Source organism: Streptomyces sp. DSM 116795 (genome assembly GCF_055792905.1).
Window position 1 is genome coordinate 6,311,681 of record NZ_CM147707.1, and the last position, 16,331, is coordinate 6,328,011.

Consider the following 16,331-nt stretch of genomic DNA (forward strand, 5'->3'; position numbering starts at 1 on the left):
GAGCGGTGGCCATGGTCAGCTGGCGCTGCCCACCGCCCCGTCGAGGAGAGGGCCGAGCGCTCGGGAAACCGTCGTCAGGGCGCGGATGTCCTGCTCGGCCCGGGCGATGAGGATCGCCCCTTCCAGCGCCCCGATCATGAGCGTGGCCAGTTCACCGGCCCGCTCCTCGGGCACACCCATGTCCGCCAGCGCCTGGGCCACCGACCCGTTCCAGGTGGTGAAAGCGGCGGACGCGGCTTCTCGTGTTGACACCGTGGACTCCGCGCAGTCGACCGTGGCAGCGGCAACGGGGCAACCACCTGCGAAGCCGGTCGTCTGATACTCGTCGGTCCACTGGCGCACCATCTCGGCGAACAGCTCGCTCGGCTTCGGCTCGGGCAGCGCGGCGAGAAAGCGGGCAACACGATCGCCCGCGTACCGGCCCGCCCACTCCACGGCCTCGTTGACGAGTTGCTCCTTGCCGCCGGGGAAGTAGTGCTGGAGCGATCCGCGGGGCGCCCCGGCGTGGACGGCGACGTCACGCATGCCCGCGGAGGAGACTCCGTCGCGCCGGATGAGCTGAGCCGCGCTGAAGACCATGCGCTGTCGTGGCCCATGTTCGGACACGGTCATCCCACCTCCCAGTACCACTCAAGACCACTCAAGAGTTTCGGCCTCACTCTATGACAGCCGTCATAGGGGGTACTACTATGACGGCTGTCATGATCAGTGAGCGCGACGGCCCCGCGGACCTGCCCGAGAAGCAAAGGCGACGGCTCGTTCTCGGCGTCGGTCAGAAACGGCGGTGCATCGTGAACGTGGGTTTCGTCGGCCTCGGAGTCATGGGGCAGCCCATGGCGCTCAACCTCGCCCGCGCCGGGACGCCCCTCGTCGTCTGGAACCGCACCACAGCCCGGAGCGAAGCCCTGAGCGCGGCAGGAGCCGAAGTCGCGGCGAGCCCCGCCGAGGTCTTCGACCGGGCCGGCGTCGTGATCCTCATGCTGGCCGGCGAGGAGGCGATCGATGCGGCTCTGGGGCGGGGCACCCCGGGCTTCGCGGAGCGAGTTGCCGGTCACACCGTCGTCCACACGGGAACGACCTCGCCGGACTACTCGGCCGCTCTGGAGGCAGACATCCGTGCCGCGGGCGGGAAGTACGCCGAAGCCCCGGTCTCGGGCTCCCGAGTCCCCGCCGAACAGGGGCAGTTGGTGGCGATGCTGGCGGGTGAGGAAACCGCCGTGGAGACCGTACGGCCCCTGGTCGCCCCCATGTGCCGTGAGACGTTCGACTGCGGCCCCGTTCCGGGTGCCTTGTTGATGAAACTCTCGGTGAACCTGTTCCTGATCACGCTGGTGACCGGTCTGACCGAGGCGTTCCACTTCGCCGACCGGCACGGGCTCGACCAGCGCCGGTTCCTGGACGTCCTGGAGGCAGGTCCGATGGCCAGCCCTGTCTTCCGAATGAAGGCGCCCAAACTGCTGGACCGTGACTTCGCCGTCCAGGCGTCGGCCGAGGACGTCCTGCAGAACAACCGGCTGATCGCGGAAGCCGCCCGCAAGGCCGACCTGGCCTCCCCTCTCCTCGATGTCTGCCACGCCCTCTTCGACGAGGCCGTCGCGCAGGGCCACGGCGGCGAGGACATGGTGGCCGTGCTGCGTGCGCTGGAGGCCCGAACCGACGGCACGCGCCCGCACGGCGTCCCGGACAACGGATGTGAGGGGACGTCGGTGCCGGCCGTATCGCAGCGAGGCGTGCCGTAAGCCGGATCGCGGCTTCGTGGTGCGCGGCACGACCATGGGCTGAAGGCCGCACGGTGGGTGGGTGCGAGCTGCGCAGTGGGCAGAGGGGACAGGTACCGCGTCGAGTCGCAGCGGTGCAGGACGCGAAGTACGGTCCCGACGGCTTCGCCGTTACGGAAGGAGGCTGCTGATGGTTCGCGACGTCGAGACTCTGCCGGCCTGGGTGACCTGGCAGCGCAGGCCGTTCCCCGACGCCAACCTGCTCCTGCTGCGAGGGCGCCAACCGGCCCTTGTCGACAGCGGGTTCGTGGGCCACGCGGAGGAGACGGCCGCATGGGCACGCGCGCACGCGGGGCACCTGACGCGGGTCGTGAACACGCACTGGCACTCCGACCACGTCGGGGGGAACGCGCTGCTGCAGGCCAGGGGCGCAGGCATCGCGGCCAGTGCGCCGGACGCCCAGGCCGTTGCCCGGCGCGATGCGGGCTGCTGCGTGGCGGAGTACCTTGACCAGCCGGTCGCCCCGTACACCGTCGACGAGCCGCTGGAGGACGGACAGACCCTGCGTCTCGGTGATGCCGACTGGGAGGTCGTGCACACCCCCGGGCACACCTACGGCCACATCTCGCTCTGGCAGCCCGAAGAGCGGTTGCTGGTGGCAGGAGACGCGCTGTCGGATTACGACGTGGGCTGGGTGAACCTCGCGCTCGACGGCGCCGACGCGACGGCCACGGCGCTGTCCTCCCTGCGCAGGCTGGCCGATCTCGCCCCGCGCGTAGTGCTGCCTTCGCACGGACCGGTCCCCACCGACCCCACCGCAGCCTTCACCACCGCGCTGCGCCGCGCCCAACGCCTCGTCGACGACCCGGACGGAGCGGTCTGGTACGGCGCCCGACGGATCTTCGCGTTCGCCCTGATGATCCGCGACGGCCTCCCCGCCGACGACGTCGAGCCCTACCTGCACGCACGGGCCTGGCTCACGGACGCGGCACAGCAGTTGGGCAGGTCCCCCGAAGCGCTCGCAGCCGAGCTCGTCGAGAGCATGCTCCGCAGCGGTGCCGTCGTCCTTCGCGGGGGCCGGCTGCACGCGGCCGCCGAACACACGCACGTCGCGGCCGAAACGCTGAAGGTGCCCTACCCCCGCGCGTGGCCGGCTGCCGCGCCGACGAGGGGAACCGCAGAACCGCAGTGACGCCCTGCCGGCACTCAATGGAGACGGCATGAAGCGTTTCGCGATCGCGCCCGGCCTCCGCAGGCAGCTTTGCCGACGGAGGCCGAGAGGGCCACCTCGTGCCAGGGGCTCGGCGCAGCAGCCAGTGGCCCCATGCAGCGGTTACGCGTACTTCTTCAACTCCCGCCGGGCCAGGGAGCGTTGATGCACCTCGTCCGGGCCGTCGGCCAGTTGGAGCGTACGGGCCCCGGCCCACAGCTCCGCCAGGGGGAAGTCCTGGCTGACGCCGCCCGCGCCGTGCAGCTGGACCGCCTTGTCGAGGATGTCCACGACCGCGCGCGGCGTGGCGATCTTGATGGCCTGGATCTCGGTGTGTGCGCCCTTGTTTCCGACGGTGTCCATCAGCCACGCCGTCTTGAGCACCAGCAGCCGCAGCTGCTCGATCTGTACGCGTGCGTCGGCGATCCATTCACCCACCACGCCCTGCTCGGCCAGCGGCTTGCCGAAGGCCGAACGGCCCAGTGCCCGGCGGCACATGAGCTCTACGGCCCGCTCCGCCATGCCGATCAGCCGCATGCAGTGGTGGATGCGGCCCGGTCCGAGGCGCGCCTGCGCGATGGCGAACCCGCCGCCCTCCTCGCCGATGAGGTTGCTGCGCGGCACCCGCGCCCCGTCGAAGACCAGCTCGGCGTGGCCGCCGTGGTAGTGGTCCTCATAGCCGTACACCTGCATGGCGCGGCGCACTTCGAGACCCGGGGTGTCCCTCGGCACCAGCACCATCGACTGCTGGCGGCGGCTGTCGGGGTCGTCGGGGTCTGTCTTGCCCATGACGATGAAGATCTTGCAATCGGGGTGCATGGCACCGGAGATGTACCACTTGCGGCCGGTGATGACGTAGTCGTCGCCGTCACGCCGGATACGCGTCTCGATGTTCGTCGCGTCGGACGAGGCGACCTCCGGCTCGGTCATCGCGAAGCCGGAACGGATCTCGCCGCTGAGCAGCGGCTCCAGCCACTGCCTGCGCTGCTCGGCGTTGCCGAACTCCGTGAGCACCTCCATGTTCCCGGTGTCCGGGGCCGCGCAGTTGACAACGGTCGGGGCCAGGCGCGGGCTCCGTCCGAGGATCTCGGCGAGGGGCGCATACTGCAGGTTCGTCAGCCCCGCCCCGTAAGTGCGGTCGGGCAGGAAGAGGTTCCACAGGCCGTGCTTGCGTGCCTTCAGCTTCAACTCCTCCACGACCGGCGGCGTCTCCCAAGGGGAGTCCTGTCCGGCGCGCTGCTCGTCGGCGACCGCCTCCGCCGGATAGACGTGTTCGTCCATGAAGCTCTGGAGCTTCTTGCGGAGTTCTTCCGTACGGGCGTCGAATGCGAAGTCCACTGACCTCATCCCTTCCGCAGCGTGGTGAGTCCGTTGTCGATGAAGACCGGGACGAGGCCGCCTATCCGGTCGAAGCCAGGCCCGACGGTCTGGCCGAGTGTGTAGCGGTAGTGGATGCCTTCCAGAATCACTGCGAGCTTGAACCAGGCGAACGCCGTGTACCAGTTGATGCGTGACACGTCGCGCCCCGAGCCTGCCGCGTACCGCTCGATCAGCTCCTGCGGCGAGGGATGCCCCGGGGCCTCGGCCGTCGAACTCACCGGTGCGTCGGGGACGTTGAGCGGTTCGCTGTACATCACCAGCAGGCCCAGATCGGTCAGCGGATCGCCGAGTGTGGACATCTCCCAGTCCAGTACCGCGGCGATCCGGTCGTCCGCGCCGGCCAGTACGTTGTCGAGTCTGAAGTCGCCGTGGACGACGGAAGGTTCGGGGGAGACGGGCAGCTGCTTGCCCAGCGAGGCGTGCAGTTCGTCGATTCCGTCCAGCTCCCGGCTGCGGGAGGCCTCCAGTTGCTTGCCCCAGCGGCGCAACTGCCGCTCCAGGAAGCCCTCCGGGCGCCCGAAGTCCCCCAGCCCGACGCTCGCCGGATCGACGGAGTGCAGCGCGACGAGCGTGTCGGGCAGCGCCAGCGCCAGCGCGCGGGTGCGCTCCGGCCCGATCGCGGCCAGTTCACCGGCCGTACGGTACGGAGTGCCCTCCACCTCCTCCATGACGTAGAAGGGCGCACCGAGCACGTCCTCGTCCTCGCACAGCAGCACGGTCCCGGGCACGGGCACGTCCGTGCCGTGCAGCGCGCTGATCACGCGGTACTCGCGGCTCATGTCGTGCGCTGTGGCCAGCACATGGCCGAGCGGCGGGCGCCGCACGACCCAGCGGCCCGCGCCGTCGGTCACCCGGTAGGTGAGGTTCGACCGGCCGCCCTGGATGACCTCGGCCCGCAGCGGCCCCCGCACCAGGCCCGGGCGTTCCCGGTCCAGATGTGCGGCGAGCCGCTCGGGATCGAGCCCGGGCGGATTCTCCTTGCTCATGCGTGCGCGCTCCTTGGTGTGGATCGGCGGGGCGGGACTCGGAACGACGGAACGGGACGGACTGAACGGGACGGACGGCAGGGCGCCGACGGGATGGCACTGACAGACGAACGGAGGGCGGCCGATGTTGAGCACGATCATGCCGACTAGTCGGTATGGCGTCTAGGGGTGAACGGCCGCCGGCCGCACGGAAAGCCCCGTATGTGACGAGAACCACCACGTGCGGTCCGGCGGAGGGCGGCGGCTTGGGTCCGCAACGCCCAAAGCTTGTCAGGGCATCCGTCGCCGCGGCTACGGCGCGAGGGCAGCCAGTGCCCGTTCGGTGACCTCATGCGGAGTGCCCCCGATCGCGAGCGCCGCCCCTCGCTCGTCCTGCTCCAGCGGCTCCAGGGTCGCGAACTGAGACCGCAGCAGCGAACGGGGCATGAAGTGCCCCTCGCGGCCCTCCAGTCGCTGCGCGATCAGCTCCTCGGAGCCGTCCAGGTGCAGGAAGAACATCGCCGCGCCGCTCGTGCGCAGCCGGTCGCGGTAACGGCGGCGCAGCGCCGAGCAGCTGACGACGCCGCCGGTCCCGTCGTGCTCCGAGAGCCAGCCGGCGATGGCGTCGAGCCAGGGGCGCCGGTCCTCGTCGTCCAGCGGCGTGCCGGCCGACATCTTCCTTATGTTGGCGGGCGGATGGAAGGAGTCGGCCTCGGCGTACGGCACCTGCAGCCGCTCCGCGAGCAGTTCGCCCACGGTGGACTTGCCCGACCCGGACACCCCCATCACCACGACGAGGGGTGCCTGCGGGCGTTCCGCCGCACCCTTTCCGTTCCCGCGTCGATCGCCTACCAGAGCAGCACCACCCCTACCGTCGCCATGGCCAGTGTGCACAGGGCGGCCGCGCGTACGGCCCCGGCCCCCATGCGCGCCGGACGGTCCGCCTGCATGTCCGTGATGCGGCGGTGCGCCAGCACCAGGAAGACCAGCCATGCCAGCACACCGGCCGCGGCGGCCGCCGCCTCGGTCGCCGATACCCCGCCGCCCCCGTACAGCGCCTCCCGTACGGCGAGAGCGACGGCGACGGCGAACGTGAGTGTCGTGCGGCGCCATGCGAAGCGCGTACGTTCCGGCTGGGCGGCCGGATCGCCCGTGCGTGTGTCCGGTGCGCCGCCGCGCCCGCTCACCTGCCGGCCCCCAGCACGACCGCGGCCAGCACCAGCAGAGCGGCCACCCCGGTCGCCGTCGCCAGCAGCACCGGGAAGCGGGACACGGGCAGATCCTCGCCCCGCCGCATCGCCAGCTCGCAGCGCATCCAGTGATTGACCGCGCGGAACGCGCACAGCGCGCCGCAGGCCAGCACCGCCACCGAGATCGTCGTACGTACGCCCCAGCTCAGGCCCGTCAGGAACTGGTCCACGGCGATGCCGCCCGCGACGAGCGCCAGCGCGGTGCGGATCCACGCGAGGAAGGTGCGCTCGTTGGCGAGCGAGAAGCGGTAGTCGGGCGTGCTGCCCTCAGCCCGCAGGCGCTGCGGTGCGAACCACAGCCGGAGCGTCGCCATGAGCCGGTCGATCATGCACCCGAGCCTACGGCCCGGCCCGGGCATCCATCCTCGGCGGAGGGCTTCCGCGGCGCCGGCCCGTGCGGACGCCGTCCCCCGATCTGCTCGCCGGCGGGCCTGGTCAACTCCGCCCGTGCCAGGCGCGCAGGCGCCGGTGGCACTCCAGCCCGTCCGGTACGACGGGCCAGTCCGGCAGCCGCAGCCGCCGCTCCAGCTCGTCCTCGGGAAGGAAGTCCCACCAGTCGATCTCCTCGGGCTGCGGCCGTACCGGCTGCTCGCACACCAGCTCGTAGACCCGCAGGAACCAGGTGTGCTGCGGTGATTCGTAGAGGAAGGTCAGGCGCGGCTCGGGCGCGGGCAGCCCCGGCACGCCCAGTTCCTCGCCGGCCTCGCGCAGGGCGCACTCGTCGTAGGTCTCGCCGGCGCCGACGACGCCGCCGACCACCACGTCGTGCATCGAGGGGAAGACCAGCTTCTGCGGTGTGCGGCGGTGTACGAAGATCCGGCCGAGCGGATCGCGCACCTGCACGGAGGTGCAGCGGTGGCGCAGCCGCCGCGCCGTCGCCTCCCCGCGCAGGGCGCGGCCGACGACGCGGTCGTCCTCGTCGACGATGTCGAGCAACTCCTCCGCCGAGCGGGGCTCTTCGGTCATCGGATCTGCCTCATGGACCACATTCCACCACCTGCCCCGGGGTGCCGCGCAGGTGCGCAGGGGGCTACTCTCCGCTCACCAGATCATCAGCGGCCGCCGGGGCCTCCGGGCGGACGACCGGGCGCGGAACAGGTGGGACGTATGGCGTACGACGCCGATGTCATCGTGATCGGAGCGGGGCTCGCCGGCCTCGCGGCGACGGCCGAACTGGCCGACGCGGGACGCAAGGTGCTCCTCCTCGACCAGGAACCGGAGCAGTCCCTGGGCGGGCAGGCCCACTGGTCCTTCGGCGGCCTCTTCCTCGTCGACTCGCCGGAGCAGCGCCGCATGCGCATCCGCGACAGCCACGAGCTGGCATGGCAGGACTGGCTCGGCACCGCCGGGTTCGACCGCGAGGAGGACCACTGGCCAAGGCGCTGGGCCGAGGCGTACGTCGGCTTCGCGGCGGGCGAGAAGCGGGCGTGGCTGCGGCAGCAGGGCCTGAAGTTCTTCCCCGTCGTCGGCTGGGCCGAGCGGGGCGGCTACGGCGCGACGGGCCACGGCAATTCGGTGCCGCGCTTCCACATCACCTGGGGCACGGGCCCGGGACTCGTCGAGCCGTTCGAGAGGCGCGTGCGGGCCGGGGTCGAGCGCGGGAACGTGGAGCTGCGCTTCCGGCACCGCGTGACCGGCCTGGGGCGCAGCGCCGGCGCGGTCGACACCGTCAGCGGCGAGGTGCTGGAGCCCAGCGACGCGGAGCGCGGCATGGCCAGCGGAAGGGAGGCGGCCGGCACGTTCGATCTGCGCGCACAGGCCGTCATCGTCACCTCCGGCGGCATCGGCGGCAACCACGATCTCGTACGCGCCAACTGGCCGCAGCGGCTGGGCACTCCGCCCGAGCGGATGCTCTCGGGGGTGCCCGCACACGTCGACGGGCTGATGCTCGGCATCACCGAAGCGGCGGGCGGACGCATCATCAACCGCGACCGGATGTGGCACTACACCGAGGGCATCGAGAACTGGAGCCCCATCTGGAACCTGCACGGCATCCGCATCCTGCCGGGTCCCTCGTCGCTCTGGCTGGACGCCACCGGCAAGCGGCTGCCCGTGCCGCTGTACCCGGGCTTCGACACGCTCGGCACCCTCGACCACATCATGCATTCGGGGCACGACTACACCTGGTTCGTGCTCAGCCAGAAGATCATCGAGAAGGAGTTCACGCTCTCCGGCTCCGAGCAGAACCCGGACCTGACGGGACGGGACCTGCGGCAGCTCCTGGCCAGGGTGGGCTCCGGTGCGCCGGGTCCCGTACAGGCGTTCATGGACAACGGCGCGGACTTCGTCATCGAACGTGAACTCGGCCCTCTCGTACGGCGGATGAACGAACTCACCGGCGACAAGCTCATCGACGAGGCCGGGCTGCGTCGCGAGATCGAGGCCCGCGACCGGGAGATCCGCAACCCCTTCACCAAGGACTCCCAGGTCACGGCGATCAACGGCGCTCGCAAGTACCTGGGCGACAAGCTGATCCGCGTCGCGTCGCCGCACCGGCTCCTCGACCCGAAGGCCGGGCCGCTGATCGCCGTGCGGCTCAACATCCTGACCCGCAAGACGCTCGGCGGCCTGGAGACCGATCTGGACGCGCGGGTGCTGAGCGAGGGCGGCGATCCGCTGCCGGGCGTGTACGCGGCGGGGGAGGCTGCGGGCTTCGGGGGCGGCGGTGTGCACGGATACCGGTCGCTGGAGGGGACGTTCCTCGGCGGGTGCCTGTTCTCCGGCCGTACGGCGGGGAGGGCGGCGGCGAAGGCGGTGGGGTAGCAGCGCTGCCTGTCTGCCCACCTGACTGCCTGTCCCGCCTGCCCGGGCGGGCCGGGCCGGCCGCGGTGGCCAGGGGCCTGCGAGCTCTACCCGTCCGCGGCCAGTCGCGCCAGCAGATCGCGGCTCGCGCTCGCGACGGCGGGTTCGACGCCCAGTTCGCTGAGCATCTCCGCCGCTGCCGCCATCTCCGACGTACGGCGGACCGCGTGGCGGTGGGTGCCGTCGACGAGGCGGTCGACGGTCGCGGCGTCGGCGCGGGCGAGTTCGGCCGCGATGTTCTCCCGTACCCACTCCTCGCAGCCCGAGGCGCGGCCGGCTTCGAGGGCTTCGACGACGGCGGCGGCCATGCCCTTGAAGAACACGCTGCGCAGCAGCTTCCGCCGGGCGGCCGTGCCCGCTTCCCCGTCGACGAGACCGACCGACGCCCCGAACGGAGCGAGGAGCCCGGCGGCGCGGGAGGCGCCGGACCCGCAGGCCAGCATCGGTACGCGCAGGCCGCGGCCGGGGACGGGCGCCATGACGGCCACGTCCGCGAACGCCGTACCGTGTTCGGCGGCCGTGGCGGCGAGGGCCTGCTTCGCGCCGGGGGAGGCCGTGTTGAGGTCGGCCCAGACGGCTTCGGCCTGGAGGGAGTTCACCGCGGCGTGCAGTGCGGCGGCCGCGGAGGAGGCGCTGTTGACGCTGAGGACGAGGTGCGCGCCGGTCACGGCTTCGGCCTCGCTGTACGTGCGGGTCACTCCTTCGGGCACAGGCACCGGAGCGGGGTCGTAGCCGCGTACGGCCGCGCCGGCACGCGTGAGGTCGCCGGCGATCGCGCCGCCGGCCTCGCCGAGACCGAGGACCGCGACGGTTGTGCGGGAATCGCTGTCCGGTGAGGAATCCACGACCGCTACACTAAGCTCGCACAATATTGTTGACAATATCGGTGTGCATCTGTGGAGCGAAGAGGAACCGGAGCGACCGTGGCAGAGGACCGGGCCGGAACGGCCGGAACGCCCTTGGTGGAAGCCATTCGTGAGGCGATCGTCCGCGGCGAGTTCGTACCCAACCAGCGGCTCGTCGAGGCCGATCTGTCCACGCAGTTCGACGCCAGCCGGGCCAGCGTACGGGCGGCGCTGCTGGAGCTGACCAACGAAGGGCTCGTCGAGCGCATACAGAACCGCGGTGCCCGCGTGCGCGCCGTCTCCCTGGACGAGGCGGTCGAGATCTCCGAGGTCCGCATGGTGCTGGAGGGGCTCTGCGCGGCGAAGGCGGCGGTGGCCGTCACCGGTGAGGAGATCCGCGAACTGCAGTCGATCGGCGCCGCCATGCGGGAAGCGGTCGCCGAGGGCGACCTGCTCGGTTACTCCTCCCTCAACCAGGAACTGCACCGGCGCGTACGGGAGATCGGCGGTCAGGCCACCGCGTCGCGGCTGCTGGAGCGGCTGCGGGGGCAGAACGTGCGGCACCAGTTCCGGCTTGCCATGCACCCCGGCCGGCCCTCGGTGTCGCTGCCGGAGCACCTCGCGATCATCGAGGGGATCTGCACCCACGATCCGGAGGCGGCGGAAGCGGCGGCGCGCAGTCATCTGCGCAGCGTCATCAAGGCGCTCAAGGAGGTCGACCGGTCGGGGGCGCCGCCGGCCCGTTGAGGGGGCGCTCCCTCCGCGGGCGGCCCGCGGACCCCTCTGCCGGGTCGTCGGACGGCGCCGCCCCAGGCTCGCCTCGTTCCACCGCCTCGCTCCGTCGTCGCGTTCCACCGCCCTCGTCCCGCCGCCCTCGTCCGCCGTCGCGTCCCACCGCCCCGGTCTCTCCGGCCGGGGCTTTTTCCGTGCCTGCAGCACCCTTGACCGCTGTAGCCAAGATTGTTAACAATCTGAGCGGAGATTATGGCTGCAAAGGGAGAGACATGACGGAGCACCCCCAGCCGTCCGACCGGGCCCGAGAGCTCGTGCGCGGGGCGTATGACGTGCACATCCACGTGGCACCGGATGTGATGCGCCGCCGCATCGACGATGTGACGCTCGCCGAGCGCTTCGCCGCGGTCGGTCTGGCGGGCTTCGTGCTGAAGTCGCACTACGCGCCCACCGCCGAGCGGGCCGCCGTCGTGCGCCGCGCCGAGCCGGGAGCCACCGCGCTGGGCGCCATCACGCTCAACGCCTCCGTGGGAGGGCTCAACCCCGTCGCCGTCGAGATCGCCGGACGGGGCGGCGCGAAGTTCGTCTGGCTGCCCACCGTCGACAGCGCCAACCAGCGCCACTGCCAGGCCCGCGAACCCGAAGGCGCCACGCCCCCCATGTGGGCCCGCCTCCAGGAGGACCTGCGCGCCGACGGCATGGCCGCCGACCCCGTGGACGTCCTGACGCCCGGAGGTGAGGTCGTCCCCGCCGCACGTCAGGTCTTCCGGCTGATCGCCCGCCACGACATGGTGCTGGCCACCGGCCATCTGCACGCCGACGAGATCGCCGTCGTCGTCGAGGCCGCCGCACAGGAGGGCGTCGAGCGGATGGTCGTCACGCACCCGGAGTTCACCTCGCAGCGGGTCGCGGTCGACCGTCAGCGTGAACTCGCCGCCCGCGGGGCCCTGTTGGAGCGCTGCTTCACCACGCCGTACACCGGCAAGGTCGGCTGGGAGACCTGGTTCCGTGCCATCCGCGAGGCCGGCCCGGAGCACTCGGTGATCTCCAGCGACCTCGGCCAGCCCTTCAACCCGCCCGTCGAGGACGGACTCGCGATCTGCGCCGACCGTCTGCTCGACGAGGGCTTCGCCGAGGCCGACGTACGCACCATGACCGTGCACAACAGCCGGTGGCTCGTCGGTGCCCGCCCTCTCGCGGACGCACCCGCCCACCACCGGAAGGAGAGCCTGGTATGAGCGGGCGCCGCATGCTGGTCGTCGGCGCCCACAGCGCCGACTTCGTCTGGCGTTCCGCCGGTACGGTCGCCGCGCACACCGCCCGGGGCGGCGAAGCCCTCGTCGTGGCCCTCTCCTACGGCGAGCGCGGCGAGTCCGGAGTGCTGTGGAAGCAGGAGGGCCAGACCGAGGAGAACGTGAAGCGGATACGCCACGAGGAGGCGACAAAGGCCGCCGCCGAGGTCGGCGCCGAATTCCGCGCCTTCGACCTCGGCGACTACCCGCTGCACGTCTCACCGGAGTCGGTCGGCGAACTCGCCGACCTGATGCGCGACTTCGCCCCGGACGTGGTGCTCACCCACCCCGAGAAGGACCCCTTCAACCCGGACCACCCCGTCGCACACGAGGCCGTGGCCCGTGCGCGGCTGCTCACCTCCGGCGCCGGGGTCGCGAGCGGCTTCCGTACGGCGCCGCCGCCGGAGTTCCTGGCCTTCGAACCGCACCAGCCGGAACTGTGCGGTTTCACACCGACCGTCTATGTGGACATAACGCCCGTATTCAAACGTAAGGTCGACGCCATGAGCTGCATGGCTGCTCAGCAGTATCTCCAGGAGTACTACGCGCAACGCGCCGACCAGCGAGGCAACCACGCCCGCAAGGTCACCGGCGACGAGAACATCCGGCAGGCGGAGGCCTTCCACCGGCTGCTGCCCAACGTGGTGGGTGCACTGTGAGCGCGGCGGTGACGGCAGCCGCCATCGACGAGCTCGCCGGGGCCGGAGTCGCGACCGTCTACGAGGCCTACGGGCGCCGCGGCCTGCTCGACGCCGAGTGGGTGCCTCTGCAGCCGGGGCGCCGCACGGCCGGTCCGGCCCGTATCGCCCGCTGCGGTCAGGGCGACAACCGGGCGGTGCACGAGGCGATGACGCATCTGCGTCCCGGTGAGGTCCTCGTACTGACCATGCCGCAGCCGGAGCCCGTGGCGCTCTTCGGCGATCTGCTCGCCACCCAGGCCGGGGCACGCGGAGCGGCGGCGGTGCTCGTCGACGCGGCGGTGCGCGACAGCGCGGATCTGGCGCGGCTTGAGTACGGCGTGTGGACGCGCTGGCGGCGTGCCCGCGGCGCGACGAAGGAGATACGCGGCAGCGTCGACGTCCCGGTGACGATCGGCGGCACCGGTGTCGCCCCCGGCGATGTGCTCGTCCTCGACGACGACGGGGTCACCGCCGTGGCCGCCGCGGACGCGGAGGCGACCGCCGAGGCCGTGCGGCAGCGCATCGCCAAGGAGGACGGCCTGCGGGAGCGGTGGGCCGCCGGCGAGTTCAGCTACGACGCGTACGGCATGCGCGAGGCGGACGAGGGCCCGCGGGCGGGGGCGGCGACATGACCGCCGTACTCAGCGCCGAGAGGCTGACCAAGCAGTTCACCAAGGACGACAGCGCAATCGTCGCGCTGCGCGACTTCGCCCTCACCGTCGAGGAGGGCAGCTTCGTGACCGTCCTCGGACGCAGCGGCTGCGGCAAGTCCACGATGCTCAACCTCCTCGCCGGGCTCACCGAACCCTCCGCGGGCGTCGTGTCGTACCGCGGCAGGAAGCTGACCGGGCCCGACATCGACATCGGCTACCTCACCCAGTCCGACACGCTCATGCCGTGGCGCGACGTGCAGCGCAACGTCGAGATGCCGCTCGAGATCCGCGGAGTGAAGGCCGAAGAGCGCCGGAAGACGGCCGCCGAGCTGCTCCAGCGCGTCGGCCTCACCGGATTCGGCAAGCACTACCCGCGCGAACTCTCCGGCGGCATGCGGCGCCGCGCCTCGCTGGCCCGGATGCTCGCCGGCACTCCCCGCACGCTGCTCATGGACGAGCCGTTCGGCGCGCTCGACGCGCAGCTGCGTACCGAACTCCAGGAGGAGCTGCTGCAGTTGTGGCAGGGCAGCGGTCAGACCGTCGTGTTCGTCACTCACGACATCGAGGAGGCGCTGCTGCTGGGCGACCGGATCGTCGTGCTCGGCGGGCTCGGCCGCATCGTCGCCGACGAGAGGATCACCCTGGCCCGGCCGCGCTCCGTCGACGCGCTCCGCGTCGACCAGGAGTTCGTACGGCTGCACACGGCGATGGCCGCCGCGCTGAAGGAGGGCTCGTCATGACCGAGCAGACCGTGAGGCCGGCGCAGGGCGCGGACGACGGGGCGGCGGACGCTCCGTCGGACGAGGGGAACCGGGAGCACGCGGAGACCACGGCGCACGGCCCCGTACGCATCCCCGTACAGCGCACCTGGTGGCAGCGGTACGGGAGCACCACGACCGTGTGGAGTCTGCGGCTGATCCTCGTCGTCGTGCTGCTCGCCGGCTGGGAGGCCACCGCGGGCAGCCTCTTCGACATCACCTTCACCAGTAAGCCGAGCGCCATCGCCGAGCGCCTCGGCGAGTGGTCGGCCGACGGCACCCTCTGGACGCACAGCTGGGTGACCATCCAGGAGATCCTCTACGGCTTCCTGCTCGGTGCGCTCGCCGGTGCGCTCGCCGGGTTCGTACTGGCGTCGCTCAGGACCGCCTACCGCGTCGTCGACCCGTTCATGATGGCGCTGTACTCGATCCCGAAGGTCGCGCTGGCGCCGCTGTTCATCGTCTGGTTCGGCATCGGGATGCACATGAAGGTGCTGCTCGCCGCCGCGACGGTCTTCTTCCTCGTCTTCCTCAACACGGCCGCGGGCGTACGGGAAGTGGACCGCGGGCTCGTCGACGCGGTGCGGCTCATGGGCGGCACCCGCCGGGACATCGCGCTGAAGGTCGTGCTGCCGGCGTCGATGACGGGCGTGCTCACCGGTCTCAAGGTCGCCATCCCTTACGCGCTGATCGGCGCCGTCATCGGTGAACTGGTGGCCTCCAACCAGGGTCTCGGTTATCTGATCAACGACGCGGCGGCGCAGTTCGACACCGCCGGTGTCTTCGCGACCCTCGTCGTACTGAGCGTCATCGCGGGCCTGTTGAACGTGTTCGTCGGCCTCATCGGGCGCCGAGTCAACCGGTGGAAACCGGTCGAGTCCCAGGGCTGAACCCGCCTCACCACACCTCACCCCACCCCCAAGTCCCTCCGAAGTCCCTCACGTCTCACCTCAACCGAACCTCTCCTCTCCGAGAGGAGCTGGAACCCATGCGACTGGAGCCGGAACCATGGCAATGCACATCGAGCGCAGGGCGCTGCTGAAGTCGTTCGCCGCCGCCCCCGTACTTCTCTCCCCGCTCGCCGCCGGATGCGCGAAGCACGGGGCGTCGTCCACCAAGGCCGGCACGCTCAACATCGGCCAGATCAGCAACTCCGTCGCCTTCTTCCCGCTCTTCATCGCCGAGGAGAAGGGCTACTTCAAGGACGAGGGCATCAAGCTCGGCGACCGTCCCCGGCTCGGAACCGGCGCGAAGGTCGCCGCTGCACTGAAGTCCGGCTCCATCGACCTCGGGGCGGGTGTGCTCACGGACGCCTTCAACCTGGCCGAGTCCGAGGCCGGCACCACTCGTGTGGTGAGCAGCCTCGTCACCGAGTATTACGTGGACATCGTGGTGGGGAAGGACTTCGGCGGGCCCGGCGAGAAGGCGAGCGTTGAGGAGCGCACCAAGGTGCTGGTGGGCAAGAAGATCGGCATCACCGGACCGGGCAGCGGCACGGAGGCTCTGGTCAACCACCTCTTCAACGGCATCGGCAAGAAGGCGAAGACCGACGCGACCCTCGTCAACCTGGGCCCCGCGGCCACCTCGGCCATCGGCGCGCTCAAGTCGGGCCGCGTGGACGCGCTTTCGTTCTTCCAGCCGATCGGCCAGCAGGCCGAGGCCGACGGCTCGGGCCGCATTCTCATATCCCCGGCACGGGGCGATGTGAAGGACATGACGGGCGCACTGCACGGTGTCGTCTTCTCCACGCAGAAGCTGCTGAAGAAGAAGTCCGAGGAGGTCAAGGGGTTCCAGAGCGCGATCAAGCGCGCCCAGCAGGACGTGCAGGGAGACCCGGGGAAGGTGCGGGAGCTGCTGGAGAAGTACCTCAAGGACACCGACCCCAAGGCCCTGGACGCGCTGGTGCCGATCCTGCGCAGGGAGATGCCGCAGACGCCCGCGGTGAAGCAGGAGCCGTACGAGACCGCCCGCCGCTTCCACCTGGACAGCGGACTGGTGGACGACGCGCCGGAGTTCGGGGACATCAAGGCATGAGCGGCCGCCTCG

18 protein-coding genes are annotated in these 16,331 nt (G+C 71.1%); 10 read left to right on the forward strand and 8 right to left on the reverse strand.

Going from position 1 to position 16,331, the window contains the following annotated elements; genetic code table 11:
* Positions 1-15 precede the first annotated feature (15 nt).
* Positions 16-612: a TetR/AcrR family transcriptional regulator gene (locus ACSMXX_RS27225; protein WP_473181309.1), complete on the reverse strand. Its 597-nt coding sequence runs from the start codon at positions 610-612 to the stop codon at positions 16-18.
* A gap of 179 nt (positions 613-791) precedes the next feature.
* On the opposite strand from ACSMXX_RS27225, the gene ACSMXX_RS27230 reads away from it, so the two are divergent.
* Positions 792-1,739 (forward strand): NAD(P)-dependent oxidoreductase, encoded by a 948-nt coding sequence (locus tag ACSMXX_RS27230; protein ID WP_473185006.1) that lies wholly within the window; start codon positions 792-794, stop codon positions 1,737-1,739.
* A 169-nt stretch (positions 1,740-1,908) separates the two neighbouring features.
* The gene (locus ACSMXX_RS27235) at positions 1,909-2,910 is read left to right on the forward strand and encodes an MBL fold metallo-hydrolase (RefSeq protein ID WP_473181310.1); all 1,002 of its coding nucleotides are present in this window, start codon (positions 1,909-1,911) and stop codon (positions 2,908-2,910) included.
* 141 nt (positions 2,911-3,051) lie between these two features.
* Here the strand turns inward: ACSMXX_RS27235 and ACSMXX_RS27240 are convergent, their stop codons facing one another.
* The 6 genes from ACSMXX_RS27240 to ACSMXX_RS27265 all read right to left on the reverse strand — a co-directional run bounded on the left by ACSMXX_RS27240 (position 3,052) and on the right by ACSMXX_RS27265 (position 7,489).
* On the reverse strand, positions 3,052-4,266 hold the full coding sequence (locus tag ACSMXX_RS27240; RefSeq protein ID WP_473181311.1) for an acyl-CoA dehydrogenase family protein: 1,215 nt from the start codon (positions 4,264-4,266) through the stop codon (positions 3,052-3,054).
* Between the two features lie 5 nt (positions 4,267-4,271).
* Entirely contained in the window at positions 4,272-5,294 is a 1,023-nt protein-coding gene (locus ACSMXX_RS27245) for a phosphotransferase family protein (protein WP_473181312.1), read from the reverse strand.
* 291 nt (positions 5,295-5,585) lie between these two features.
* Positions 5,586-6,059, reverse strand: a complete 474-nt coding sequence (locus ACSMXX_RS27250) for a gluconokinase (RefSeq protein WP_473181313.1) — start codon at positions 6,057-6,059, stop codon at positions 5,586-5,588.
* A gap of 62 nt (positions 6,060-6,121) precedes the next feature.
* Positions 6,122-6,460 carry a DUF202 domain-containing protein gene (locus ACSMXX_RS27255; RefSeq protein ID WP_473181314.1) on the reverse strand — a complete coding sequence of 113 codons (339 nt, stop codon included), beginning with the start codon at positions 6,458-6,460 and terminating at the stop codon, positions 6,122-6,124.
* A complete protein-coding gene (locus tag ACSMXX_RS27260) occupies positions 6,457-6,852 on the reverse strand; it encodes a YidH family protein (RefSeq protein ID WP_473181315.1) in 396 nt (131 codons plus the stop codon). The genes ACSMXX_RS27255 and ACSMXX_RS27260 overlap by 4 nt, the downstream gene beginning before the upstream one ends.
* A gap of 106 nt (positions 6,853-6,958) precedes the next feature.
* A complete protein-coding gene (locus ACSMXX_RS27265; protein ID WP_473181316.1) occupies positions 6,959-7,489 on the reverse strand; it encodes an NUDIX domain-containing protein in 531 nt (176 codons plus the stop codon).
* A 141-nt stretch (positions 7,490-7,630) separates the two neighbouring features.
* Here ACSMXX_RS27265 and ACSMXX_RS27270 point away from each other — a divergent pair, with 141 nt between their 5' ends.
* Positions 7,631-9,286 carry an FAD-binding dehydrogenase gene (locus tag ACSMXX_RS27270; protein ID WP_473181317.1) on the forward strand — a complete coding sequence of 552 codons (1,656 nt, stop codon included), beginning with the start codon at positions 7,631-7,633 and terminating at the stop codon, positions 9,284-9,286.
* Positions 9,287-9,372: 86 nt separating this feature from the next.
* Here ACSMXX_RS27270 and ACSMXX_RS27275 read toward each other — a convergent pair whose 3' ends face one another.
* The gene (locus ACSMXX_RS27275; RefSeq protein WP_473181318.1) at positions 9,373-10,170 is read right to left on the reverse strand and encodes an NAD(P)-dependent oxidoreductase; all 798 of its coding nucleotides are present in this window, start codon (positions 10,168-10,170) and stop codon (positions 9,373-9,375) included.
* A gap of 78 nt (positions 10,171-10,248) precedes the next feature.
* On the opposite strand from ACSMXX_RS27275, the gene ACSMXX_RS27280 reads away from it, so the two are divergent.
* The 7 genes from ACSMXX_RS27280 to ACSMXX_RS27310 all read left to right on the forward strand — a co-directional run bounded on the left by ACSMXX_RS27280 (position 10,249) and on the right by ACSMXX_RS27310 (position 16,319).
* A complete protein-coding gene (locus ACSMXX_RS27280; RefSeq protein WP_473181319.1) occupies positions 10,249-10,917 on the forward strand; it encodes a GntR family transcriptional regulator in 669 nt (222 codons plus the stop codon).
* A 257-nt stretch (positions 10,918-11,174) separates the two neighbouring features.
* Entirely contained in the window at positions 11,175-12,140 is a 966-nt protein-coding gene (locus tag ACSMXX_RS27285; protein WP_473181320.1) for a DUF6282 family protein, read from the forward strand.
* Entirely contained in the window at positions 12,137-12,853 is a 717-nt protein-coding gene (locus tag ACSMXX_RS27290) for a PIG-L deacetylase family protein (protein WP_473181321.1), read from the forward strand. The genes ACSMXX_RS27285 and ACSMXX_RS27290 overlap by 4 nt, the downstream gene beginning before the upstream one ends.
* Positions 12,850-13,506 (forward strand): 4-carboxy-4-hydroxy-2-oxoadipate aldolase/oxaloacetate decarboxylase, encoded by a 657-nt coding sequence (locus tag ACSMXX_RS27295; RefSeq protein ID WP_473181322.1) that lies wholly within the window; start codon positions 12,850-12,852, stop codon positions 13,504-13,506. Before ACSMXX_RS27290 ends, ACSMXX_RS27295 begins: the two co-directional genes overlap by 4 nt.
* Entirely contained in the window at positions 13,503-14,267 is a 765-nt protein-coding gene (locus tag ACSMXX_RS27300; RefSeq protein WP_473181323.1) for an ABC transporter ATP-binding protein, read from the forward strand. Before ACSMXX_RS27295 ends, ACSMXX_RS27300 begins: the two co-directional genes overlap by 4 nt.
* Positions 14,264-15,175 carry an ABC transporter permease gene (locus ACSMXX_RS27305; protein ID WP_473181324.1) on the forward strand — a complete coding sequence of 304 codons (912 nt, stop codon included), beginning with the start codon at positions 14,264-14,266 and terminating at the stop codon, positions 15,173-15,175. Before ACSMXX_RS27300 ends, ACSMXX_RS27305 begins: the two co-directional genes overlap by 4 nt.
* Before the next feature lie 118 nt (positions 15,176-15,293).
* On the forward strand, positions 15,294-16,319 hold the full coding sequence (locus tag ACSMXX_RS27310; protein ID WP_473181325.1) for an ABC transporter substrate-binding protein: 1,026 nt from the start codon (positions 15,294-15,296) through the stop codon (positions 16,317-16,319).
* The last annotated feature ends 12 nt before the right edge of the window (positions 16,320-16,331 follow it).

Bases quoted from the DNA above. Each gene is read 5' to 3' on its own strand.
- ACSMXX_RS27225 (WP_473181309.1), bottom strand. From the start codon at position 612: ATGACCGTGTCCGAACATGGGCCACGACAGCGCATGGTCTTCAGCGCG.
- ACSMXX_RS27235 (WP_473181310.1), top strand. From the start codon at position 1,909: ATGGTTCGCGACGTCGAGACTCTGCCGGCCTGGGTGACCTGGCAGCGC.
- ACSMXX_RS27245 (WP_473181312.1), bottom strand. From the start codon at position 5,294: ATGAGCAAGGAGAATCCGCCCGGGCTCGATCCCGAGCGGCTCGCCGCA.
- ACSMXX_RS27250 (WP_473181313.1), bottom strand. From the start codon at position 6,059: ATGGGGGTGTCCGGGTCGGGCAAGTCCACCGTGGGCGAACTGCTCGCG.
- ACSMXX_RS27260 (WP_473181315.1), bottom strand. From the start codon at position 6,852: ATGATCGACCGGCTCATGGCGACGCTCCGGCTGTGGTTCGCACCGCAG.
- ACSMXX_RS27265 (WP_473181316.1), bottom strand. From the start codon at position 7,489: ATGACCGAAGAGCCCCGCTCGGCGGAGGAGTTGCTCGACATCGTCGAC.
- ACSMXX_RS27270 (WP_473181317.1), top strand. From the start codon at position 7,631: ATGGCGTACGACGCCGATGTCATCGTGATCGGAGCGGGGCTCGCCGGC.
- ACSMXX_RS27285 (WP_473181320.1), top strand. From the start codon at position 11,175: ATGACGGAGCACCCCCAGCCGTCCGACCGGGCCCGAGAGCTCGTGCGC.
- ACSMXX_RS27290 (WP_473181321.1), top strand. From the start codon at position 12,137: ATGAGCGGGCGCCGCATGCTGGTCGTCGGCGCCCACAGCGCCGACTTC.
- ACSMXX_RS27300 (WP_473181323.1), top strand. From the start codon at position 13,503: ATGACCGCCGTACTCAGCGCCGAGAGGCTGACCAAGCAGTTCACCAAG.
- ACSMXX_RS27305 (WP_473181324.1), top strand. From the start codon at position 14,264: ATGACCGAGCAGACCGTGAGGCCGGCGCAGGGCGCGGACGACGGGGCG.
- ACSMXX_RS27310 (WP_473181325.1), top strand. From the start codon at position 15,294: ATGGCAATGCACATCGAGCGCAGGGCGCTGCTGAAGTCGTTCGCCGCC.